Source organism: Azohydromonas lata NBRC 102462, assembly GCF_001571085.1.
Lineage (GTDB): Bacteria > Pseudomonadota > Gammaproteobacteria > Burkholderiales > Burkholderiaceae_C > Azohydromonas > Azohydromonas lata.
This window is the reverse complement of sequence record NZ_BCTC01000043.1, coordinates 1-20715: the sequence shown is the minus strand read 5'-3', so window position 1 is coordinate 20715 and position 20715 is coordinate 1. Positions and strand designations below refer to the sequence as shown.

20 protein-coding genes are annotated in these 20715 nt (G+C 70.3%); 12 read left to right on the top strand and 8 right to left on the bottom strand.

The genetic code is table 11. From position 1 onward, the window contains the following. Positions 1–63: 63 nt before the first annotated feature. Positions 64–825, top strand: coding sequence for a sulfite exporter TauE/SafE family protein (locus ALA01S_RS15935; RefSeq protein WP_066338017.1), 762 nt, complete (start codon positions 64–66; stop codon positions 823–825). Positions 826–892: 67 nt separating this feature from the next. Continuing rightward, complete coding sequence (locus tag ALA01S_RS15930; protein ID WP_066338016.1) at positions 893–1723, top strand: HDOD domain-containing protein; 831 nt, start codon at positions 893–895, stop codon at positions 1721–1723. Positions 1724–1755: 32 nt separating this feature from the next. Here ALA01S_RS15930 and ALA01S_RS15925 read toward each other — a convergent pair whose 3' ends face one another. After that, positions 1756–2508, bottom strand: coding sequence for a class II glutamine amidotransferase (locus ALA01S_RS15925; protein WP_066338015.1), 753 nt, complete (start codon positions 2506–2508; stop codon positions 1756–1758). A 51-nt stretch (positions 2509–2559) separates the two neighbouring features. Next, positions 2560–3789, bottom strand: coding sequence for an NAD(P)/FAD-dependent oxidoreductase (locus ALA01S_RS15920; RefSeq protein ID WP_066338014.1), 1230 nt, complete (start codon positions 3787–3789; stop codon positions 2560–2562). A gap of 142 nt (positions 3790–3931) precedes the next feature. Here ALA01S_RS15920 and ALA01S_RS15915 point away from each other — a divergent pair, with 142 nt between their 5' ends. After that, complete coding sequence (locus ALA01S_RS15915; protein WP_238455825.1) at positions 3932–4546, top strand: DUF2062 domain-containing protein; 615 nt, start codon at positions 3932–3934, stop codon at positions 4544–4546. 110 nt (positions 4547–4656) lie between these two features. Here the strand turns inward: ALA01S_RS15915 and ALA01S_RS15910 are convergent, their stop codons facing one another. Further along, positions 4657–6852, bottom strand: coding sequence for a malate synthase G (locus ALA01S_RS15910; protein WP_066338013.1), 2196 nt, complete (start codon positions 6850–6852; stop codon positions 4657–4659). 26 nt (positions 6853–6878) lie between these two features. Then, positions 6879–7562: a haloacid dehalogenase type II gene (locus ALA01S_RS15905; protein ID WP_066338011.1), complete on the bottom strand. Its 684-nt coding sequence runs from the start codon at positions 7560–7562 to the stop codon at positions 6879–6881. Between the two features lie 179 nt (positions 7563–7741). Here ALA01S_RS15905 and ALA01S_RS15900 point away from each other — a divergent pair, with 179 nt between their 5' ends. Continuing rightward, on the top strand, positions 7742–8656 hold the full coding sequence (locus ALA01S_RS15900; protein WP_066338010.1) for a LysR family transcriptional regulator: 915 nt from the start codon (positions 7742–7744) through the stop codon (positions 8654–8656). Positions 8657–8738: 82 nt separating this feature from the next. Here the strand turns inward: ALA01S_RS15900 and ALA01S_RS15895 are convergent, their stop codons facing one another. Beyond that, complete coding sequence (locus ALA01S_RS15895; RefSeq protein ID WP_066338009.1) at positions 8739–9068, bottom strand: PsiF family protein; 330 nt, start codon at positions 9066–9068, stop codon at positions 8739–8741. A gap of 97 nt (positions 9069–9165) precedes the next feature. Beyond that, positions 9166–10521: a serine/threonine-protein kinase gene (locus ALA01S_RS15890; RefSeq protein WP_066338008.1), complete on the bottom strand. Its 1356-nt coding sequence runs from the start codon at positions 10519–10521 to the stop codon at positions 9166–9168. Positions 10522–10581: 60 nt separating this feature from the next. Here ALA01S_RS15890 and argS point away from each other — a divergent pair, with 60 nt between their 5' ends. The 7 genes from argS (at position 10582) to ALA01S_RS15855 (ending at position 18223) form a co-directional block, all read left to right on the top strand. Continuing rightward, positions 10582–12282, top strand: a complete 1701-nt coding sequence (gene argS, locus ALA01S_RS15885) for an arginine--tRNA ligase (protein ID WP_066338007.1) — start codon at positions 10582–10584, stop codon at positions 12280–12282. Then, positions 12279–13055, top strand: a complete 777-nt coding sequence (locus ALA01S_RS15880) for an SPOR domain-containing protein (RefSeq protein WP_066338005.1) — start codon at positions 12279–12281, stop codon at positions 13053–13055. Before argS ends, ALA01S_RS15880 begins: the two co-directional genes overlap by 4 nt. Before the next feature lie 82 nt (positions 13056–13137). Further along, positions 13138–13779, top strand: coding sequence for a thiol:disulfide interchange protein DsbA/DsbL (locus ALA01S_RS15875; RefSeq protein WP_066338004.1), 642 nt, complete (start codon positions 13138–13140; stop codon positions 13777–13779). 150 nt (positions 13780–13929) lie between these two features. Beyond that, a complete protein-coding gene (gene lptA / locus ALA01S_RS15870) occupies positions 13930–14463 on the top strand; it encodes a lipopolysaccharide transport periplasmic protein LptA (protein ID WP_169805938.1) in 534 nt (177 codons plus the stop codon). Then, positions 14463–15245, top strand: a complete 783-nt coding sequence (gene lptB, locus ALA01S_RS15865) for an LPS export ABC transporter ATP-binding protein (protein ID WP_066338002.1) — start codon at positions 14463–14465, stop codon at positions 15243–15245. Before lptA ends, lptB begins: the two co-directional genes overlap by 1 nt. A 31-nt stretch (positions 15246–15276) precedes the next feature. After that, entirely contained in the window at positions 15277–16809 is a 1533-nt protein-coding gene (locus ALA01S_RS15860) for an RNA polymerase factor sigma-54 (RefSeq protein ID WP_066338001.1), read from the top strand. Between the two features lie 166 nt (positions 16810–16975). After that, positions 16976–18223 carry a THUMP domain-containing class I SAM-dependent RNA methyltransferase gene (locus ALA01S_RS15855; RefSeq protein WP_066337999.1) on the top strand — a complete coding sequence of 416 codons (1248 nt, stop codon included), beginning with the start codon at positions 16976–16978 and terminating at the stop codon, positions 18221–18223. A 159-nt stretch (positions 18224–18382) separates the two neighbouring features. Here ALA01S_RS15855 and ALA01S_RS15850 read toward each other — a convergent pair whose 3' ends face one another. After that, on the bottom strand, positions 18383–19108 hold the full coding sequence (locus ALA01S_RS15850) for a 16S rRNA (uracil(1498)-N(3))-methyltransferase (protein WP_238455824.1): 726 nt from the start codon (positions 19106–19108) through the stop codon (positions 18383–18385). A 108-nt stretch (positions 19109–19216) separates the two neighbouring features. Here ALA01S_RS15850 and ALA01S_RS15845 point away from each other — a divergent pair, with 108 nt between their 5' ends. Then, entirely contained in the window at positions 19217–20005 is a 789-nt protein-coding gene (locus ALA01S_RS15845) for a sulfite exporter TauE/SafE family protein (RefSeq protein WP_066338043.1), read from the top strand. A 21-nt stretch (positions 20006–20026) separates the two neighbouring features. On the opposite strand, the gene ALA01S_RS15840 is transcribed toward ALA01S_RS15845, so the two are convergent. After that, the coding region (locus ALA01S_RS15840; RefSeq protein ID WP_157119040.1) for an AMP-binding protein at positions 20027–20715 on the bottom strand (689 nt) is incomplete at its 5' end.

Here is a 20715-nt window from a genome sequence, read left to right as displayed (position 1 = left end):
CCTGTCGTTTCTCTTCCCCGTCTCACCGCGGTGCGCTTTGCGCCGCGGCAGTGGTTGTTCCCGATGTCTGATTTGCTGTTGGTTGCCATGGCGTCGGCCTTGGCTGGTTTCATTGACGCCATCGTGGGCGGCGGCGGCTTGGTGCTCACGCCTTCGCTGTTCGCGGTTTATCCGCAGGCGGTGCCCGCAACGCTGCTGGGTACCAACAAGAGCGCTTCGGTGTGGGGCACGGCCTGGGCCTACAGCCAGTACGCGCGCCGCGTGAAGCTCAACATGCGTGCGCTGTGGCCGGCCGTGGCGGCGGCGCTGCTGGCGGCCTTCACCGGTGCTTGGGCCGTCACGCAGGTGGACCCGACGGGCCTCAAGCGTGCGCTGCCGCTGGTGCTGGTGGCGGTGCTGGCCTACACGCTCATGCGCAAGGACTTGGGCCGCACGCACAAGCCGCGCTTCGTGGGCCACCATGAGGCGCTGGCCGCCGCGGCGGTGGGCGCGGTGGTGGGTTTTTACGACGGCTTCTTCGGACCGGGCACGGGCAGCTTTTTCGTGTTTCTGTTCGTCCGCGTGCTGGGCTACGACTTCCTGCACGCCTCGGCCAGCGCCAAGTTGCTCAATCTGGCCACCAACGTCGCGGCGCTGGCGCTGTTTGCGCCCAAGGGGCACGTCTGGTGGCACGTGGCGCCGGTGCTGGCAGTGGCCAACGTGGGCGGCAGCCTGTTGGGCACGCGGCTGGCGCTGCGCCACGGCGCGGGCTTCGTGCGGGTGGCCTTCATCGCCGTGGTGAGCGTGCTCATCCTCAAGACCGGCCTGGACGCGTTACGGCTTTAAGCCGCGCGGGCATTGGCACGAGCGCCGGCCCGCTTACCATGCTTACATTGCACAGCAGAGTCGTGACATGCCCGTCGATCCTGCATTGCGTCGCCTCGACATCGACATTCCTACCCAACCCCACGCCCTGGCCCAGCTCACGCCGCTGCTGGCCCAGGAGGAAGTGGCGTTGCCGGCCGTTTCGGCCCTCATAGAAACCGACATGGCGTTGGCCGCGGCCGTGCTGCGCGCGGTCAATTCATCGTTGTACGGGCTGCGTGGGCGCGTGCAGACGGTGCACCAGGCGCTTACCTACCTGGGCCTGCGCGAGGTGGCGGCCATCACTTTCGAGATCGGCTTGCGCGCCGTTTTCCCGGCCGCGCACGAGCTGGAGCCGGTGTGGCGCCGCGCGGTGCGGCGCGGGTTGATCATGGGCCGCATGGCGCAGCGCCTGGGTCTGGTCGACGCTTGGGCCGCGCATTCGGCCGGGCTGTTCGAGGAATGCGGCAAGGCCGTGCTGTTCCGCCATGCCTGTGCGCCTTACCGGGCCATGTTGCAGGCCGCCGGCCAGGACGACGTGACGCTGGTCAAGCTGGAGCGCGACCGCTTCGGCGTGAGCCATGCCGCGTTGGGCGCGGCCCTATGCGAGAGCTGGGGCCTGGCCGGTCCTGCCGTGGCCAGCGTGCGCCACCACGTGGCGGTGCAGCAGGGGGCGGCGTTGCCCGATGGGTCTCAACGCGCGACGGTGCTGGCCCTGTCGGCGCTGGCGTACTGCCTGATGCAGGATCCCGCCGCCCTGAAACCCACCGTGCAGCGCGTGGCCGCTCCCATAGGCCTGCAGCCCGAGAAATTGCTGGAGATGGCTCACCGCGTGCAGGAGAAGCTGCAAGACGCGCGGCAGGGTTACGGCAGCCTCTGAGCGTATGCCCGCGCAGCGCCGGACGCGCCGCTTCAGGCCGGCGCGCCGTCGATGAACAGGCGCAGCTCGCCCGGCTCGAAAGCCGTCCACTCCTCGTCGGCGGTCAGCGGCTCGGTGGCGATCACGGCCACGCGGTCCTGCGGCGTGGTGAGCTGGGCGAAGTCCACGGTCAAATCCTCGTCGCGCAGCCGCGTTGGGCGGAAGGGGTGGCGGCGCTGCAGCCAGAACAGCCGCGTCGAGCCGTGCGCCCACAGCGCCTGCCCGTTGGAAAGCAAAAAGTTGAAGCTGCCCTGCGCGTTGAGCTGCGGCACCAGCTCCGACAGCGTGCGCGTGAGCTCCGGCAGCGCCGGCACGCTGGCATGGGCCTTGGCCAGCTCCTGCATCAGCCAGCAGAAGGCGCGCTCGCTGTCCGTGTCGCCCACGGGGCGGAAGGCGCCGTGCAGCCGCGGCTCGAACTGCTTCAGGTCGCCGTTGTGGGCGAACACCCAGTAGCGGCCCCAGAGCTCGCGCATGAAGGGGTGCGTGTTCTCCAGCGCGATGCGCCCCTGCGTGGCCTTGCGGATGTGGGCGATGACGTTGCGGCTGCGTATGGGACAGCGCTGCAGCAGCTCGGCCACCGGCGACTGGCGCGCGCCGTAGTGGTCCACGAACAGCCGCACGCCGCGGTCTTCGAAAAACGCGATGCCAAAACCGTCCTTGTGCTCGTGCGCACGCGTGGCCAGCCCGGTGAAGCTGAACATCACGTCGGTCGGCGTATTGGCATTCATCCCCAGGAGCTGGCACATGGCGACGAATTGTGGAGCAGGCTGCGGGCCTGCTCCTTGAGTGGGGTCCGTCTACTGGCTGGCCACGAGCAGCTTCATGAGCCCGCGCACGCTCAGCAGGTGGCCGGGGTTGGTGCGCTCCTCCAGCACGCCGCTCAGGCGCTTGAGGATGGCCGGGCTGCGCTGCGCGCGCCAGATGACCAGGTCGGCCAGCCAGGGATGGTTGTTGACGCGGTTGGCCTTCTCGTAGAGCGCAAAGCGCGGGTGCAGCGCGCGCAGCGACTCCTCGTAGCGCTGGCGCACTTGCGCGTCGGTGAGCGACTCCGGTTGCTGTGACTGCAGCGCCTGCGCCGCCAGCAGTCCCGTCTCCATGGCCTTGCCAATGCCTTCGCCGGTGAAGGCGTAGGTGCTGCCCGCGGCCTCGCCGCAGGCCAGCATGCCCGGGCGCGACCAGCGTGCGCCGGTGAGCGAGCAGCGCAGCGGCGCGCCCTTGATCTCGCCCACGATCTGGCCGCCCGCCATGAGCTCGCGCGCAGGCGCGTAGACCTCGCAGAAGTCGTCGAAGAGCCGGCGCAGGTTCATGGGCTGCTTGTGGCCGTGGCCCTGTGCGTCGGCCTGGTGGCTGCCCAGCAGGCCGGTGCCGATGTTGAATACGCCGTCAGGCCCCGGGAATATCCAGCCGTAGCCGCCGCGCAGCCGGCGGTGCCACACCACCTCCATGGCGTGCAGCCGCTGCGCCAGCGACGCATGGCGCACGTGGGCGCGCAGCGCCACGCCGGAGGGAGTGTGGCGCTCGCACAGCCCCGAGGCGATGAGCGCCTGCGCTCGCGCCCCCGTGGCCAGCACCACCCAGCGCGCCGACACCTCCAGCGCCTGGCCGCCCACCTGCAAGCGCGCGCCGATGACGCGCTCGCCGTCGAGCAGCGGCGCCTCGAAGCGCGCCGGCGCCAGCCAGCGCGCGCCCGCGCGGCGCGCCGCCGTGCACAGGATCATGTCCAGCTCGCGCCGCGGCAGCACGGCCAGCGTGCCGGGCACGTCCACGCGGCCGCCGCGCGAGCCGATGCAGGCCACGTGCGACACGCGCTGCGCCCGCGCCAACACCTCCTCGTACACGCCCAAGCGGCGCAGCGCCGCCAGCGCGTCCGGGATCAGGCCGTCGCCGCACACCTTGTCGCGCGGGAAGTCGTGTTCGTCCACCAGCAGCACGTCCAGCCCCGTGCGCGCGAGCATCTGCGCACAGGCACTGCCAGCCGGTCCGGCACCTACTACCAACACCTCGCAGGTTTGGGGAATGTTCTCCATGGTGGCGGGGATTCTAGGCAGCCGTCCCTACCCGCCGCTGCCTGTCGCGCCTCCAGCAGCGGGCCGCCAAGCGATGGCGGAACTGTGAATTCCCCCTGCCGCGGGGCACCAATGGGCGAAGCACGGCTCATCGCTTGGTGACATGCTTGAACCCATGCGCCTGCACCTGCCCGTCGATCGCCTTGCCCTCAAGGCCGCAGCCCGTTTTGGCCGCTGGCGGCCCACGCCGCAAACGCTGCAGCGGCACCGATGGCTGCGCTGGCTTGGGCCGTCGATCACGCATCCAGTCCTCTGGAGCGTCAACCGCCATGCCATCGCGCTGGGCCTGGCCATAGGCCTCTTCTTCGGCCTGCTCATTCCCATTGCGCAGATGCCGCTGTCGGCGGCCGCCGCGGTGCTGCTGCGTGCCAATCTGCCCACGGCGGTGGTGAGCACACTGGTGACCAATCCGGTCACCGTGGCGCCGCTGTACTACGCCGCCTGGCGCTTGGGCGCCACGGTGCTGGACGAGCCGCTGGCCGCCGCGCCGGCCGTGCTCGCCACGGGGCCCGCGCCGCAAGCCGAGGCTGCCCCCGGCGGCTCCTGGTGGAGCAGCCTGTGGGAGCGGCTGCGCAGCGTGGGCAAGCCGCTGCTGCTGGGCCTGGCGCTCATGGCCACGCTCACGGGGCTGGCCGCCTACGTGCTCGTGAGCGCGCTGTGGTGGCTGCGCCAGCGCTGGCGCAGTGGCGCCGGCACGGCGCCCGGGCAGGACGGATGAACCGTCCCCCGCAAAGACAAAGAGGCCGCTGACGCGGCCTCTTTGCTTTTCCGGTCAACCCGGCCGCCCGCGCGTTGTCACGGCGGGCGACGCGGGCTCGGCCTTGAGGATCAGGCCGTGCCGGCCTTGACCTTCAGGCGCCAGGCGTGCAGCAGCGGCTCGGTATAGCCGCTGGGCTGCGACAGGCCTTCGAACACCAGGTCGCAGGCGGCCTTGAAGGCGGCGCTGGTGTCGAAGTTGCCGGCCATGGGCTTGTAGAGCGCGTCGCCGGCGTTTTGCTCGTCCACCACGCGGGCCATGCGCTGCAGCGTTTCCATGACCTGCTCGCGGCTGGTCACGCCGTGGTGCAGCCAGTTGGCGATGTGCTGGCTGGAGATGCGCAGCGTGGCGCGGTCTTCCATCAGGCCGACGTTGTGGATGTCAGGCACCTTGGAGCAGCCCACGCCCTGGTCCACCCAGCGCACGACGTAGCCCAGGATGCCCTGGCAGTTGTTGTCCAGCTCCTGCTGGATCTCGGCGGCGCTCCACTGGGCCTCGGCCACCACGGGGATGGTCAGCAGCCCGGCGAGGATGGTGTCGCGCTCGGCGGCGGCGTCGATCTTCTCCAGCGCCTGCTGCACGTCCGAAACCTTGACCTGGTGGTAGTGCAGGGCGTGCAGCGTGGCGGCCGTGGGCGAGGGCACCCAGGCGGTGTTGGCGCCGGCCTTGGGGTGGGCGATCTTCTGCTCCAGCATGGCGGCCATCAGGTCGGGCATGGCCCACATGCCCTTGCCGATTTGGGCGCGGCCGCGCAGCCCGCAGGCCAGGCCCACCAGCACGTTGTTGCGCTCGTAGGACTGGATCCAGGCGCTGGTCTTCATGTCGCCCTTGCGCAGCATGGGGCCGGCCTGCATGGCGGTGTGCATCTCGTCGCCGGTGCGGTCCAGGAAGCCGGTGTTGATGAAGGCCACGCGCGAGGCGGCCGCGGCGATGCAGGCCTGCAGGTTCACGCTGGTGCGGCGCTCCTCGTCCATGATGCCCAGCTTGACCGTGTGCTTGGGCAGGCCCAGAAGCTCCTCGACGCGGCCGAACAGCTCGTCGGCGAAGCCCACTTCCACCGGGCCGTGCATCTTGGGCTTGACGATGTAGACCGAGCCCGTGCGCGAGTTGCGCAGGCCGTTGGCGCCGTGGCCCTGCAGGTCGTGCAGCGCGATGGCGGTGGTGATGACGGCATCCATGATCCCTTCGGGGATCTCGCGGCCCTCGTCGCCCCACAGGATGGCCGGGTTGGTCATCAGGTGGCCGACGTTGCGCAGGAACATCAGCGAGCGGCCGTGCAGGCGAACTTCGCCGTTGGGACCGTTGTAGATGCGGTCCGCGTTCAGGCCGCGGGTGAAGGTCTTGCCGCCCTTGGCGACTTCCTCGGTGAGCGTGCCCTTGATGATGCCCAGCCAGTTGCTGTAGCCCAGGGTCTTGTCGGCGGCGTCCACCGCGGCGACGGAGTCTTCCAGGTCCAGGATGGTGGACAGCGCGGCTTCGAGCACCAGGTCGCTCACGCCGGCGGCGTCGGAGGCGCCGATGGTCGTGGAGCGGTCGATGCGGATGTCCACGTGCAGCCCGTTGTGCACCAGCAGCACGGAGGAGGGCTCGGCGGCCTCGCCCTGCCAGCCCACCAGTTGCGCGGGGTCGGCCAGCGCGGCGCGGGTGCCGTCCTGGAGCGTGACGGCCAGGGCGCCGCCTTCGATGCGGTAGGCCGTGGCGTCGCGGTGCGAGCCCTGCGCCAGCGGGGCGGCCTGGTCCAGGAAGTTGCGGGCGAACTCGATCACGCGCTGGCCGCGCACCGGGTTGTAGCCCTTGCCCTTCTCGGCGCCGTCGGTCTCGGGCAGCGCGTCCGTGCCGTAGAGGGCGTCGTACAGCGAGCCCCAGCGGGCGTTGGCGGCGTTGAGGGCGTAGCGGGCGTTGAGGATGGGCACCACCAGCTGCGGGCCGGCCTGCAGGGCCAGCTCGGCGTCCACGTTGGTGGTGGTGGCCTTGGCGCCCGCGGGCTGGGGCAGCAGGTAGCCGATGGACTCCAGGAAGCCGCGGTAGGCGGCCATGTCCTGGATGGGGCCCGGGTTGGCACGGTGCCAGTTGTCGAGCTCGGTCTGCAGGCGGTCACGTTCGGCCAGCAAGGCGGCATTGCGCGGGGCCAGATCGGCCACGATGGCGTCGAAGCCGGCCCAAAAGCGCGCGCTGTCTATGCCGGTGCCGGGCAGGACCTGCTCCTCGACGAAGCGGTACAGCTCGGTGGCAACCTGGAGGCGATGAACGTTGGTGCGTGCAGTCATGTTGGGCTCGCAGTAGGAAAGAGAAATCACTCGGGAAAGAAGGCCAGCACGTCGCGCAGGCTGCTGCCGCGACGCGTGGGCTCGGTGTCCAGCGGGTCCAGCGGCAACCCGGCACGGTTGACCCACAGCGTGGTGTAGCCGTACCAGGTGGCGCCGATGGCGTCCCAGCCGTTGCTGGATACGAAAAGAATCTGGCGCGCGGGCAACTGCAGGGCCTGCGGGCCCAGCGCGTAGGCGGCCGGATCGGTCTTGAAGCGGCGCACCGCGTGCACGGACAGCAGCGGATCTATCAGGTCGCTGAAGCCCGCGCTGCGCAACGCCACGCCCAGCATCTCCGGATCGCCGTTGCTCAGGATGCCCGCGCGTATGCCGCGCTCGCGCAGCGTGCGCAGCACTTCCATGTTCTCGGGGAAGGCGCTGAGGTGGCGGTACTGGTTCATCAGCCGCTCCTCGTCGGCCGCCGACAGCGGCAGGCCCAGGCGCTGCGCCGCGAAGCGCAAGCCGGCGCGGGTGAGGTCCCAGAAGGGCTGATAGCGCCCGCTCATGGTCAGCAGCCGCGTGTACTCGATCTGCTTGTCGCGCCACAACTGCGCCAGCGCCTCGCCGCGGCCGGCGAAGAGCTGCTCGGCCGCCAGCGAGACGCTGTAGACGTCGAACAGCGTCCCGTAGGCATCGAAAAGCACCGCGCGCGGCGTGACGGAGGCATCCATGCCTGAAATTTATTCCATCAGATTGAATACATTAAGAACTGAATTTGCTAAAGATTCGTGACTTCCACGCAAAGATGCTGCCGACACTGCGGTACGCTCCTCACCATTGCTTCTGTTTCAATCATGAGTGACTGCCTAACTTGCGTTTATTACGCCGCTGGCATGCACCAGTTTTGACCATGGACCGTCTCAAGCAGATCGAATCCTTCGTCGCCGTGGCCACCAAGGGCAGCCTCACCGCGGCAGCGCAGGCTGAAGGCGTGGCCCCGGCCGTCATCGGCCGGCGCATCGATGCGCTGGAGGAGCGCTTGGGCGTCAAGCTGCTGTTGCGCACCACGCGGCGCATCACGCTCACGCACGAAGGCAGCGCCTTCCTGGAGGACGCGCAGCGGCTGCTGGTGGACCTGGCCAACGCCGAGGCCAGCGTGAGCGCCGGGGGCGTCAAGGCCAGCGGCCACCTGCGCATCACGGCGCCGGCGGGCTTTGGCCGACGCCACGTCGCGCCGCTGGTGCCACGCTTCCTGGCCCAGCACCCGGAGGTGAGCCTGTCGCTCAACCTCAGCGACCGGGTGGTGGACATCGTCAACGAAGGCTACGACTGCGCCGTGCGCGTGGGTGACCTGCCCGACTCCAGCCTGGTGAGCGTGCGCCTGGCCGACAACCGCCGCCGCTGCGTGGCCGCGCCGCAGTACCTGCGCCGCGCGGGCGTTCCGCAGCACCCCTCGGAGCTGCAGCGCCACGAGTGCCTGACGCTGAGCTCCGAGGCCAGCCAGACGCGCGGCTGGGCCTTCGTGGTGGACGGCGCGCTGCTGCACCTGCGCCCAAGCGGGCGGCTGGACTGCAGCGACGGCCAGGTGCTGCACCAGTGGTGCCTGGCCGGCCTGGGCCTGGCCTGGCGCAGCACCTGGGAAGTGGAGGCGGAGATGGCGCGCGGCACGCTGGTGAGCGTGCTGGACGAATTCGCCGCGCCGCCCAACGGCATCTACGCCGTGTTCCCGCAGCGCCGCCACCTGCCGCTGCGCGTGCGGCTGTGGATCGACTTCCTCAAGCACAGCTGGGGCGACCCGCAGTACTGGCAATCGGCCGCGGGCTGAAGCCGCGGCGGCCCGGCGGCCTGCGGCGGCCATGAAAAAGCCCGGCGGTGCCGGGCTGTCGGTTGGGCGACGGCGGCGGCCGTCACGCCTTCTTGCTCAGGCACTCCTTCATGAAGGCCTTGCGCTCGTCGCCCTTCTTGCCATCGGCCTGGGCGTTGCATGCCTTCATCTTGCTTTGCTGGGCGGTGGAGGCGTCCGACTTGGCAGAGAGGCATTCCTTCATGAAGGCCTTGCGCTCGTCGCCCTTCTTGCCATCGGCTTGGGCGTTGCATGCCTTCATCTTGCTTTGCTGCGTCGTGGGTGCCTTCTCGGCGGCCTTGTCGGTCTTGGCCGCGGGATCAGCCGCGGGGTCGGCCGCGTGGGCGGCGAAGGCGCAGGCGGCCAGCAGCCAGGCCAGCGGGGCTTTGGTCATTGGGCTCTCCTTCCTCGGTGCGCGGCGACGGGCCGCGGGGCATTGAAGCACGCTGGCGCCGCGCCGCCACTGGGCACAAGTCCGCAGGCGATTTCCCTCAGACGATGCGCCGCGGGTGGGCCAGCGCCTCGTGCGCGGCATGCAGCCGCCGCACCAGCACGCGGATGAAAGCCGCATCGAAAAGCTGCCGCGTGCTGGCGCTGAGCTGCTGCAGCGTGTCCGGCGTGAAGCTCACGGTGACGCTGGGCTGCGTCACCAGCACGTCGGAGCTGTAGGTGCGCAGCTCGGGGCTGGGAGCGAGGTAGGCCATCTCGCCCACCGAAGTGCCCGCGCCCAGCCGCGCCGTGACCTCGCCGTCGCGCAGCACGTCCACCTCGCCCTGGGCCAGGATGTGAAAGCTCGTTCCCTGCTGCCCCTTGCGGTAGAGCGCGTGCCCGGCCGGGAAGCGCTGCCAGCGCGCGCGGTGCACCACTTCCCACAGCGCCACGTCGTCGAACTCGCCGAAGAACTCCAGCGTGCGCAGCAGGTTGAAGCGCTCGGAATCCAGCGGTCCCTGCAGCCGCCCAAGCGGGATGAGCCGCTGGGACACCAGCTCGGCCAGGCGCTGCGCGAAGGCGTCCCAGTCGGCCGGGCGCTGCTGCGGCCGCTTGGCCAGCGCGTCGCGCACCAGCGACTCCAGCGCCGCAGGCACGCCCTCGCGCAGCGAGGCCAGCGGCGGCGGCTCGGCCGTGTAGATCTGCGCCATCAGCGCCGCCTGCGTGGGCGCCTCGAAGGGTGGGCGGCCGCTGATGAGGTGGTAGAGCACGGCGCCCAACGAGTACATGTCCGCGCGCGCGTCCAGCGCCACGCCGTCGAGCTGCTCGGGCGACACGTAGGACAGCGACCCCACGCGGAACACCTGCGTGCGGTCCGATTCGAGCTGCAGCGCGCTGCCGAAGTCGCTGAGCTTGATGTCCACCACCTGATCGCGCTGCAGTTGCGCCAGCACGTTGGCCGGCTTGACGTCGCGATGGATGAAGCCCTGGCGGTAGACGTAGCCCAGCGCCATGGCGCACTTGAAGCCGATCTCCACGATCTGCTCCAGCGACAGCAGCCGGTGCGGGCTGCAGAAGTGGCGCAGCGTGGTGCCGCTGACGTACTCCATCACCAAGTAGGGCGAGACCGGGTCCGGCACCGCGTCCAGGATCTGCACCACGTTGGGATGCTGCAGCTTGCCCACCAGCGCCGCCTCGGCGGCGAAGTAGCGCGCCTGCAACTGCGGCGAGGCGGCGTCGGCGCCCAACAGCGTGGCCGGGTGCACGCGCTTGATGGCGACGTCGCGGCCCTGGAAGTCGTCGCGGGCGAGGAACACCTCGCTGGTGGCGCCTTCGCCCAAGCGGGCCAGCACGCGGTATTTGCCTATGGCCGCGGGCAGCGGCGCGGCCGAGGGGGCGACGGGAGCTTGGGCGGACATGGCCGGGCCATTGTGGCGCTGCGCGGCGGGGGTGCGGACCCCGCCTCGTAGAATCGGCCGATGATCCAAGCCAAGCAGGAGCTGCTCGCCGCGCTGCGCGCAGCCGTCGCAGAACTCGGGGCCGACGTGCCCGCGCAACTCAGTTTCGAGTCTCCCAAGCAGGCCTCGCACGGCGACCTGGCCGTCACCGCCGCCATGGCGCTGGCCAAGTCGCTCAAGAAGAACCCGCGCGAGCTCGCCCAACAGCTCGTCCAGGCGCTGCAGGCCCAGCCGGCCGTGCAGCGCTGGGTGCAGGCGGTGGAAATTGCCGGGCCGGGCTTCATCAACCTGCGCCTGGCGCCCGCGGCCAAGCAGCAGGTCGTGGCTGAGATACGGGACGGTGGCGAGGGCTTCGGCCGCAAGGCCGCCAACGGCCAGCGCGTGATGGTGGAGTTCGTCTCCGCCAACCCCACCGGCCCGCTGCACGTGGGCCATGGCCGCCAGGCGGCGCTGGGCGACTCCATCTGCAACCTGTTCGAGGCGCAGGGCTGGGACGTCACGCGCGAGTTCTATTACAACGACGCCGGCGTGCAGATCGGCACCCTGGCCGCCTCCACGCAGGCGCGGCTGCAGGGCTTGAAGCCCGGCGACGAACAGTGGCCCGATGCCGCCTACAACGGCGACTACATCGCCGACATCGCCGCCGACTTCCAGGCCGGCAAGACCGTCACCGCCGACGACCGCGCCTTCACCGCCTCTGGCGACCCCGCGGACCTCGACAGCATCCGCCAGTTCGCCGTGGCCTACCTGCGCCACGAGCAGGATCTGGATCTGCAAGCCTTCGGGGTGCGCTTCGACAACTACTTCCTGGAATCGAGCCTGTACACGACGGGCAAGGTGCAAGAAGCGGTGCAAAAGCTCATCGACGCCGGCAAGACCTTCGAAGAGGGCGGCGCGCTGTGGCTGCGCTCCACGGACTACGGTGACGACAAGGACCGCGTCATGCGCAAGTCCGACGGCACCTTCACGTACTTCGTGCCCGACGTCGCGTACCACATCAACAAGTGGGGACGGGGCTTCACCAAGGTCGTGAACATCCAGGGCAGCGACCACCACGGCACCATCGCGCGCGTGCGCGCCGGGCTGCAGGCCGCGGGCGTGGGCATTCCGCAAGGCTTCCCCGACTACGTGCTGCACAAGATGGTCACGGTCATGAAGGGCGGCCAGGAGGTCAAGATCTCCAAGCGCGCCGGCAGCTACGTGACGCTGCGCGACCTCATCGACTGGACCAGCCGCGACGCGGTGCGCTTCTTCCTCATCAGCCGCAAGGCCGACACCGAGTTCGTCTTCGACGTGGACCTCGCGCTCAAGCACAGCGACGAGAACCCCGTCTTCTACGTGCAGTACGCCCATGCGCGCATCTGCTCGGTGCTGGCGCAGTTCGGCCGGGACGTGCCCGCCGATGCCGACCTCTCGCTGCTGGCCGCTCCCACGGAGCTGGCGCTGATGATGAAGCTCGCCGAGCTCCCGCAGGTGCTGGAGCGCGCCGCGGCCGACCTCGCGCCGCACGACATCGCCTTCTACCTGCGCGACGTGGCCGCCGCCTTCCACAGCTACTACGCGGCCGAGCGCTTCCTGGTCGATGACGTCGCGCTGGCCGGCGCGCGCATGGCGCTGCTGTCGGCCACGCGCCAGGTGCTGCGCAATGCGCTGGCGCTGTTGGGCGTGTCGGCGCCGCAGTCCATGCAGCGCGGTGAAGAGGCCGCTGCCGAGCAGCCATGAAGCGCTACCAGAAGGGCGGCTTCGGCCTGGGCATCATCATTGGGCTGCTGGTCGGCCTTGGGCTGGCGCTGGGCGTGGCGCTGTACGTGACCAAGGTGCCCGTGCCCTTCGTGGACAAGGTGCCGCAGCGCACGCCGGAGCAGGAGGCCGCCGAGGCCGAACGCAACAAGCGCTGGGACCCGAACGCCCCGCTGGCCGGCAAGCGCCCGCCCGTGCCGCCGGTGGAGCAGCCGGCCACGCCGCCGGCGCCGGACAACGGCGGCGTCGCGCCGCTGCCTTCCACGCCGACGACGCCGGCCGAGCCCCCTCGCGGCACGGCCACGGCCCCGGCCGTGCCGCCCGCGCCGCAGGCTCCGGCCACCCCCGCCGAGCGCCCGCGCGCTTCCACGACGCCGGCCACGCCCGCGCAGCCGCCGGCGGCCAAGTCCACGCGCGACCCCGCGGCCATCCTCTCCGGCGGCGACACGGCCACGCCGCCGTCGGTGACCAATCCTTCAACTTCTTCGTCGTCGCGGTCCACCCGCGCCGAGGCTGATGCGTTCACGTATTTCGTTCAGGTGGGCGCCTTCTCCCGCGTGGAAGACGCGGAACAGCAGCGCGCGCGGCTGGCGATGCTGGGCTACACGGCCCGCGTCACCGAGCGCGAGCAGTCCGGCCGCACCGTCTTCCGCGTGCGCCTGGGCCCCTATGAACGCAAGGAAGAGGCCGAGATGACGCAGGACCGCCTGCGCGGCAGCACCATCGAATCGGCCCTGGTGCGCGTGGAGCGTTGAGCGCCAGGAGACAACCGGCATACATCCCGGCCGCGCGGGCCGCATCCCCCGCTGCGGCCGCTGAATCGAGGAATACCCGCACATGAAACGTCGTGAATTCAGCTCCGCCCTCGTTCTGGCCGGTCTGGCCCTGGGCGCCACGCCCGCCGCGCGGGCGCAGGGCGGCTTCGTCGAAGGCAAGGACTTCGTGAAGCTGGCCACCCCGGTGCCCGCCGGCACGCCGGGCAAGATCGAAGTGGTCGAGTTCTTCTGGTACGGCTGCCCGCACTGCAACGCCTTCGAGCCCCAGCTCGACGCGTGGAGCAAGAAGGTGCCCGCCGACGTGGCCTTCCGCCGGGTGCCCGTGGCCTTCACGGCGCTGCACGAAACGCACGCCAAGCTGTTCTACGCGCTGGAGGCCATGCAGCAGGTCGAGGCCATGCACCGCAAGGTCTTTGCCGCCATCCACCAGCAGCACAAGCGCCTGGACAAGGAGGCCGACATCGTCGCCTTCGCCACCGAGAACGGCCTGGACGGCGCCAAGTTCGCGGAAACCTTCAAGTCCTTCGGCGTGGCCACCAAGGTGCGCCAAGCCAAGGCGCTGTCCGAGGCTTACAAGATTGACGGCGTGCCCTCCCTGGGCGTGCAGGGCCGCTTCTTCACCTCCGGGTCGCTGGCCGGCTCCAACGAGCGGGCCCTGGCCGCGACCGAATACCTCATTGGCGTCGTGCGCAAGACCGGTTGAGCACTTACCAGCCCCGGCCGTGACAAGCTGCCGGCTGCGGGCTTTTCCCGACCAAGCCGCGCGTGAGCGACACGCGGGGCACGAACTGTGGCTAGAATGGCCTGCAAGTTTCGTGCCCTTATGAGCCCATACCGCCTTCTTACCCTTTGCATGAGCGCCGCGCTGGCCCTGGCCGGCGGCGCTGCCCAGGCCGACAAGGCCGACCGCAACCAGCCCCTGGTCATCGAGGCCAACAAGCCGGGCACGGTGGACATGCAAAAGCAGGTCGTGGTCTTCAACGGCAACGTGGTGGTGACGCAGGGCACCATGCGCATCACGGCCGAGCGCATGGAGCTGCGCGAGGTGGGCGAGGGCCACCGCACCGCCGTCGCCCTGGGCGTGCCGAGCACGCAGGCCTACTTCCGCCAGAAGCGCGAAGGGCTGGACGAGTTCATCGAAGGCAACGCCGACCGCATCGACTACGACAGCCGCAGCGACCTGGTCAAGCTCACCGGCAACGCCAAGGTGCGCCGCCTGCGCGGCAGCACCACCGCCGACGAGATCACCGGCAACCTCATCACCTACGACAACCGCGCCGAGCTTTTCAACGTGGCCGGCGACAACGCCGCCGGTGGCCGCGTGCGCGCAGTGCTGACCCCGCCGCCCCCGGCCGCGTCCGGCGCCGCCGCCGGCGGCTCGCGCTGATGAACGCCGCCATCAACGCCGTGGCGGACACGCAGCCCGCCGACAGCCGGCTTGAAGCCCACGGGCTGCAAAAGCGCTACGGAGCGCGCCAGGTCGTCAAGGAAGTGCACCTGGCCGTGGGTGCGGGCGAAGTGGTTGGGCTGCTGGGCCCAAACGGCGCGGGCAAGACCACGACCTTCTACATGGTGGTGGGCCTGGTGCGCGCGGATGCCGGGCGCATCCTCATAGACGGGCAGGAGGTGCAGGAGCGCCCCATCCACCAGCGCTCGCGGCTGGGCCTGTCCTACCTGCCGCAGGAGGCGTCCATCTTCCGCAAGCTCACGGTGGAAGAGAACGTGCGCGCCGTGCTGGAGCTGCAGCTCGACGCGCAGGGCCGCCCGCTCAAGCCCGCGGCCATCAGCGAGAAGCTGGAGTCGCTGCTGGACGAGCTGAGCATAGAAAAGCTGCGCCACAGCCCGGCGCCAGCGCTCTCCGGCGGCGAGCGCCGCCGCGTGGAGATCGCCCGCGCGCTGGCCACGCAGCCGCGCTTCATCCTGCTGGACGAGCCCTTTGCCGGCGTGGACCCCATTGCCGTGATCGAGATCCAGCGAATCATCGGATTTCTCAAGGCACGCGGCATTGGCGTGCTCATCACCGACCACAACGTGCGCGAGACGCTAGGCATCTGCGACCGCGCCTACATCATCAGCGAGGGGCGGGTGCTGGCCGAAGGCACGCCGCTGGAGATCGTCGAGAACGCCGACGTGCGCAAGGTCTACCTCGGCGAGCACTTCCGGATGTGAACGAAATCAACGCCATGCAGTTGGGGAAGCCATGAAACCGTCCTTGCAAGTCCGGCTGTCGCAGCACCTGGCGCTCACACCCCAGCTCCAGCAGTCCATACGGCTGCTGCAGCTCTCCACTCTGGAGCTGCACCAGGAAGTCGAGCAGATGCTCGAACAAAACCCCTTCCTGGAAACCGACGACGACGGCGTGCCGGCCTACGAGCAGGCACTGGACCGCGCCGCCGCGCCTGAGCGCACCAGCAGCGACGCCGCCACCGAACGCGCCGAGCGCGACGACACCGACGGCCGCGACGACGCCGACGTGGGCGGCGTGGACAGCGCCGAGTTCGGCGCCACCGAGCGCGAGGACTGGGAAAACGGCACCGAGCGCGACGACTTCGACGGCATCCGCGAAACGCCGGCCAGCGCCGGTGCCAGCGGCGACGAGGATTTCGAGCCCCAGGAGCGCGGCGGCGGCGGGCTGTCGCTGCAGGAACACCTGCGCGCGCAACTGCTGGGCATGCGGCTCTCCGCCGAGGACGCCGCCGCGGTGCACGTGCTCATCGAGTCGCTGGACGAGGACGGCTACCTCGCCGACCCGCTGGAGGAGATCGCCGCGCAGCTCGTCCCCGGCGAGGGCGAGGAGCTGGAGGAGCAGCGCGAGGACCTGCTGGGCCGTCTGCGCTGCGCGCTGCGCTGGCTGCAGAGCATGGAGCCCACCGGCGTGGGCGCGCGCGGCCTCTCCGAGTGCCTGGTGCTGCAGTTGCAGACGCGGCAGCCCTGCGCGGCGCAGGCCGTGGCGCTGGCCGTGTGCCGCGACCACCTGGAGCTGCTGGCGCGGCGCGACACGCGCCGCCTCATGGCGCTCACCCATGCCGACGAGGACACGCTGCGCGAGGCGCAGTCGCTCATCCGCGGCTGCGAGCCCAAGCCGGGGCGGCCCTTCACGCGGGCCGAGGCCAACATCGTCGTTCCCGACGTCATCATCCAGAAGGCCGGCCGCGGCTGGAAGGTGGTGCTCAACCCGGACGTGATGCCCAAGCTGCGCATCAACGACCTCTACGCCCAAGCCATACGCGGGCAGCGCAACGGGTCGGGCTCGGGGCTGTCGGCGCGGCTGCAGGAGGCGCGCTGGTTCATGAAAAACATCATGCAGCGCTTCGACACCATCCTGCGCGTGTCCACCGCCATCGTGGAGCGGCAAAAGGCCTTCTTCACCCACGGCGAGATCGCCATGAAGCCGCTGGTGCTGCGCGAGATCGCCGACGAGCTGGGCCTGCACGAGTCCACCATCTCGCGCGTGACCACGGCCAAGTACATGGCCACGCCCTACGGCACTTTCGAGCTCAAGTACTTCTTCGGCTCCTCGCTCAACACCGATGCCGGCGGCAACGCCTCCAGCACGGCGGTGCGGGCGCTGATCAAGCAGTTCATCAGCGCCGAGGACACCAAGAAGCCTCTCTCCGACAGCCAGCTCAGCGCCATGCTGGAGGAGCAGGGCATCCAGGTGGCACGGCGCACGGTGGCCAAGTACCGCGAAGCGCTCAAGATCGCGCCGGCCAACCTGCGCAAGGAGCTGTAAGCCCCCGGGCGTGCGCCGCGAATCCGCGGCCGCGCGCATTGCCGTTTGCCGCCGGCCCGGCCGCCCGCGCCGCGGGTGGCCTGCCGGCCCTGATCATTTCCCGGGCTGCCGAGGCAGCCCATCCCGGCCGCAGGCGTGGCCGGGCGCTGTTGCCGAGGTTTGCCGCATGACCGCCGCTGCTGTTCTTTTCCTGCCCTGCGCCGCCGGCGTGGAGCCGCTGCTGGCCGACGAGGTGCGGCGCATCACCGCGCTGGACGAGCGCGACATCGAGACGCTCCGCGGCGGCGTGCGCGTGCACGGCGACCTGCGCGTGGCCATGCAGCTCAACCTGCACAGCCGCCTGGCGCAGCGCGTGCTGCTGGAGCTCGTCTGGGGCCCCTATCACGACGAGCAAGACCTCTACGACATGGCGCGCAGCGTGCCGTGGGAGGAATGGATCACGCCGCGCCAGACGCTGCGCGTGGACAGCACGGCGCAGCGCTCGCCGCTGCGCAGCCTGAACTTCGCCAACCTGCGCATCAAGGACGCCGTGTGCGACGTGATGCGCGAGCACGCGGGCGAGCGCCCAAGCGTGGACACGCGATTCCCCGACCTGCCGCTGGCCCTGCACCTGGGCCCCGAGCAGGCCATGCTGTACGTGGACCTCTCCGGCGAGGCGCTTTTCAAGCGCGGCTGGCGCGAGGTGCAGGGCGAGGCGCCGCTGAAGGAGACGCTGGCCGCGGCCATGCTGGCCGCCGCCGGCTGGCAGGGCCTCGAGGGCGACGCGCCGCTGCTGGACCCGTGCTGCGGTGCGGGCACCATCGCCATCGAGGCGGCGCAGCTGGCCTGCGGCGTGGCGCCGGGCTCGCTGCGCCGTTTTGCCTTTGAGCGCCTTGGACCTTTCCACGAGCTGCTGCCGCAGTGGCGCGAGCTGCAGCAGGCCGCGCGCGCGGCGGTGCACGCGCCGAAAGTCGAGGTGTTCGCCGGCGACGTGGCCTTCCGCATGACGGACTTCGCCACCCGCAACGCCGAGCGGGCCGGCGTGGCCCACGCCATCCAGTTCAAGACCGCCGACGCGCTGCAGCGCCCGGCGCCGGCCGATGCGGGCGTGCTCATGCTCAACCCGCCCTACGGCGAGCGTCTGGCGCCCAAGGGCCAAGGCCAGGCACCGGCCGCGGCGCGCGAGAGTTTCGAAGGCGGCGGCTCCTCTTCGGCCTTCTTCTCCGGGCTGGCCTCGCACTGGAAGCGCCAGTACGCCGGCTGGACCGCCTGGGTGCTCACGCCGGACATGAAGCTGCCCTCGCTCATGCGGCTGAAGGAAAGCCGCCGCGTGCCCATGTGGAACGGCCCCATCGAGTGCCGGCTGTTCCGGTTTGACCTCGTGGCCGGCTCGGCGCGGCGCGAGGCGGACGCCAATCCGCCCTCAGGCGAATAAGCCGCAGCCCACCGTTTGCCGACTGTTCACTCACGTGCCCGTTGGGGCCCCATTGAATGGGCGGCATTGTTCAGATTTCTGAACGATGCACCCTGCAAGACGGTCGGACCCCGCCGCGGTTCTGCGCGCGATTTGTAGAAGGCCTTGCTGCCCGCCGGCTCAGCCCGCGGCGACGGCGGCCACGCCCAGCCAGGACAGGGCGGCCAGCGGCGCCGTGTCGGCGCGCAGCACGCGGCTGCCCAGCGTCACGGGCTGGAAGCCGTGGTCGCGCACGGTGGCTTCCTCCACCGCGGAGAGGCCGCCTTCCGGGCCGCTGAGCAGCGTCAGCGGCTGCGCCGCGGGCTGCGTCACCACGCGGGGCAGGGGCTGCGTGTCCGGGCCCAGGCTGAGCACAAGGCGCTGGGCGGGCTCGGGGTCGAGCTGCAGCCACTCGTGCAGCGTGCGCATGGGCAGCAGCACGGGCACGCGGTTGCGGCCGCACTGCTCGCACGCGGCCTCGGCCACGGCCTGCCAGTGCGCCACCTTGCGCGCGGCGCGCTCGTCGGCCAGGCGCAGCACGGAGCGCTCCATGAGCAGCGGCTGTATGGCGGCCACGCCCAGCTCGGTGGCCTTCTCGACGAGGGAGTCCATGCGGTCGTTGGCCGGCACGCCCATCGCCAGCGTCACCGCCATGGGCAGCTCGCGCTCCAGCGCCACGTGCTGCAGCACCTGCACGCTCACCGAGCGCTTGCCCATGTGCAGCACCTGCGCGCGCCACTGGCCGCCGCGGCCGTCAAAGAGGGTCACTTCCGCGCCCGGCTGCAGCCGCAGCACTTGAACGTGCCGGGCCGCGCTGTCGGGCAAATCGATTTCCGCACCGGCCGAGATCGCCAGCGCCACATGCATTCGAGGATTCATCGCGGCGCAAGTGTGCCCCAGTCGCGGGGCCGGGCACGCCAATCCCGGCCCTAGCATGACGGCCCTTGTCCAGAAGCAATGACCCGGAGGATGCGCATGAGTTTGGATGCACCGACGACCCTGTCCGGTCTGCTGGTGGGCGTCGTGGTTGGCCTCACCGGTGTGGGCGGCGGCGCGCTGATGACGCCCATCCTGGTGCTGGTCTTCGGCATCGCGCCGCAGACGGCCGTGGGCACGGACCTGCTGGTGGCCGCCGTCACCAAGCTCTTCGGCGTGGCCGTGCACCAGCGACACGGCACGGTGGACTGGCAGATCGTTCGCCGCCTGGCCTTAGGCAGCCTGCCCGCGGCGGCGCTGACGCTGGCGTGGATGCAGTGGTCCGGCGCGGAGCGCGTGGGCGACGGGCTGATCATCAAGGCCGTGGCCGTGGCGCTCATGATCACGGCCGTGGGCATGCTGCTGAAGTCCTGGCTGCACCAGGTGGGCAAGCGCGAGCGCATCAAGCGGCCGCAGTGGTTCCGGCGGCTGCAGCGCTGGCTGACCTCAGTGGCCGGCGCCGTGCTGGGCGTGCTGGTGACGCTGACCTCCATTGGCGCCGGCGCCCTGGGCACGGTGATGATGGTCCACCTCTACCCGCTGCGCATGAACTCGCACAAGCTGGTGGGCACGGACCTGGCGCACGCCATCCCGCTGGCGCTGATCGCGGGCCTGGGCCACCTGCTCATAGGCAACGTGGACACCACGCTGATGACCAATCTGCTGCTGGGCTCCGTCCCCGGCGTGCTGCTGGGCTCGCTGGTGGGCACGCGGCTGCCGATGAAATTCGTGCAGGGCGCGATTTCAATCGTGCTGGTGCTCGTGGGCGTGAAGATGCTGATGCATTGAGCCGGTCCGGCGCAATCGCCGTCAGGAACCGACTTTTTGCGGCGGCTGCACGTCCCGCAGCTCGCGGCGCAGCACCTTGCCCACGGGCGACTTGGGCAGGTCGCTGCGGAACTCCACCACCTTGGGCCGCTTGTAGCCGGTGAGGTTGGCCTCGCAGAAGCCGCGCACCTGCTCCTCGGTGAGGGCCGGGTCCTTCTTCACGATGAACACCTTCACCGCCTCGCCCGCGCGGCCGTCGGGCACGCCCACCGCGGCGCACTCCAGCACGCCGGGCAACTGGGTGAGCACGTCCTCGACCTCGTTCGGATAGACGTTGAAGCCGCTCACCAGAATCATGTCCTTCTTGCGGTCCACGATGCGGAAGTAGCCGCGCTCGTCCATGGTGCCGATGTCGCCGGTGCGGAAGAAGCCGTCGGCCGTCATGGCCTTGACGGTCTCGTCCGGGCGCTGCCAGTAGCCGGCCATGAGCTGCGGGCCGCGTATGGCGATTTCCCCGGGCTGGCCCGCCGGCACGGGCTGGCCGGCGTCGTCCAGCAGCGCCAGCTCGGTGTTGGGCAGCGGCAGGCCAATCGTGCCGTTGAACTGCGTGCTGTTGACCGGGTTGCAGGACACGGACGGCGAGGTCTCCGACAGCCCGTAGCCTTCGACGATGGGACAGCCCGTCTTCTCCAGCCACAGCCGCGCCGTGGCCTGCTGCACCGCCATGCCGC

Excerpts from the sequence above, each read along its gene's own strand:
- ALA01S_RS15920 (WP_066338014.1), bottom strand. The coding sequence starts at position 3,789 with ATGGAGAACATTCCCCAAACCTGCGAGGTGTTGGTAGTAGGTGCCGGA.
- ALA01S_RS15910 (WP_066338013.1), bottom strand. The coding sequence starts at position 6,852 with ATGACTGCACGCACCAACGTTCATCGCCTCCAGGTTGCCACCGAGCTG.
- ALA01S_RS15860 (WP_066338001.1), top strand. The coding sequence starts at position 15,277 with ATGAAACCGTCCTTGCAAGTCCGGCTGTCGCAGCACCTGGCGCTCACA.
- ALA01S_RS15855 (WP_066337999.1), top strand. The coding sequence starts at position 16,976 with ATGACCGCCGCTGCTGTTCTTTTCCTGCCCTGCGCCGCCGGCGTGGAG.
- ALA01S_RS15925 (WP_066338015.1), bottom strand. The coding sequence starts at position 2,508 with ATGTGCCAGCTCCTGGGGATGAATGCCAATACGCCGACCGACGTGATG.
- ALA01S_RS15935 (WP_066338017.1), top strand. The coding sequence starts at position 64 with ATGTCTGATTTGCTGTTGGTTGCCATGGCGTCGGCCTTGGCTGGTTTC.
- ALA01S_RS15875 (WP_066338004.1), top strand. The coding sequence starts at position 13,138 with ATGAAACGTCGTGAATTCAGCTCCGCCCTCGTTCTGGCCGGTCTGGCC.
- ALA01S_RS15880 (WP_066338005.1), top strand. The coding sequence starts at position 12,279 with ATGAAGCGCTACCAGAAGGGCGGCTTCGGCCTGGGCATCATCATTGGG.
- ALA01S_RS15930 (WP_066338016.1), top strand. The coding sequence starts at position 893 with ATGCCCGTCGATCCTGCATTGCGTCGCCTCGACATCGACATTCCTACC.
- ALA01S_RS15890 (WP_066338008.1), bottom strand. The coding sequence starts at position 10,521 with ATGTCCGCCCAAGCTCCCGTCGCCCCCTCGGCCGCGCCGCTGCCCGCG.
- lptA (WP_169805938.1), top strand. The coding sequence starts at position 13,930 with ATGAGCGCCGCGCTGGCCCTGGCCGGCGGCGCTGCCCAGGCCGACAAG.
- ALA01S_RS15850 (WP_238455824.1), bottom strand. The coding sequence starts at position 19,108 with ATGCATGTGGCGCTGGCGATCTCGGCCGGTGCGGAAATCGATTTGCCC.
- ALA01S_RS15895 (WP_066338009.1), bottom strand. The coding sequence starts at position 9,068 with ATGACCAAAGCCCCGCTGGCCTGGCTGCTGGCCGCCTGCGCCTTCGCC.
- ALA01S_RS15905 (WP_066338011.1), bottom strand. The coding sequence starts at position 7,562 with ATGGATGCCTCCGTCACGCCGCGCGCGGTGCTTTTCGATGCCTACGGG.
- ALA01S_RS15845 (WP_066338043.1), top strand. The coding sequence starts at position 19,217 with ATGAGTTTGGATGCACCGACGACCCTGTCCGGTCTGCTGGTGGGCGTC.
- ALA01S_RS15915 (WP_238455825.1), top strand. The coding sequence starts at position 3,932 with ATGCTTGAACCCATGCGCCTGCACCTGCCCGTCGATCGCCTTGCCCTC.
- lptB (WP_066338002.1), top strand. The coding sequence starts at position 14,463 with ATGAACGCCGCCATCAACGCCGTGGCGGACACGCAGCCCGCCGACAGC.
- argS (WP_066338007.1), top strand. The coding sequence starts at position 10,582 with ATGATCCAAGCCAAGCAGGAGCTGCTCGCCGCGCTGCGCGCAGCCGTC.
- ALA01S_RS15900 (WP_066338010.1), top strand. The coding sequence starts at position 7,742 with ATGGACCGTCTCAAGCAGATCGAATCCTTCGTCGCCGTGGCCACCAAG.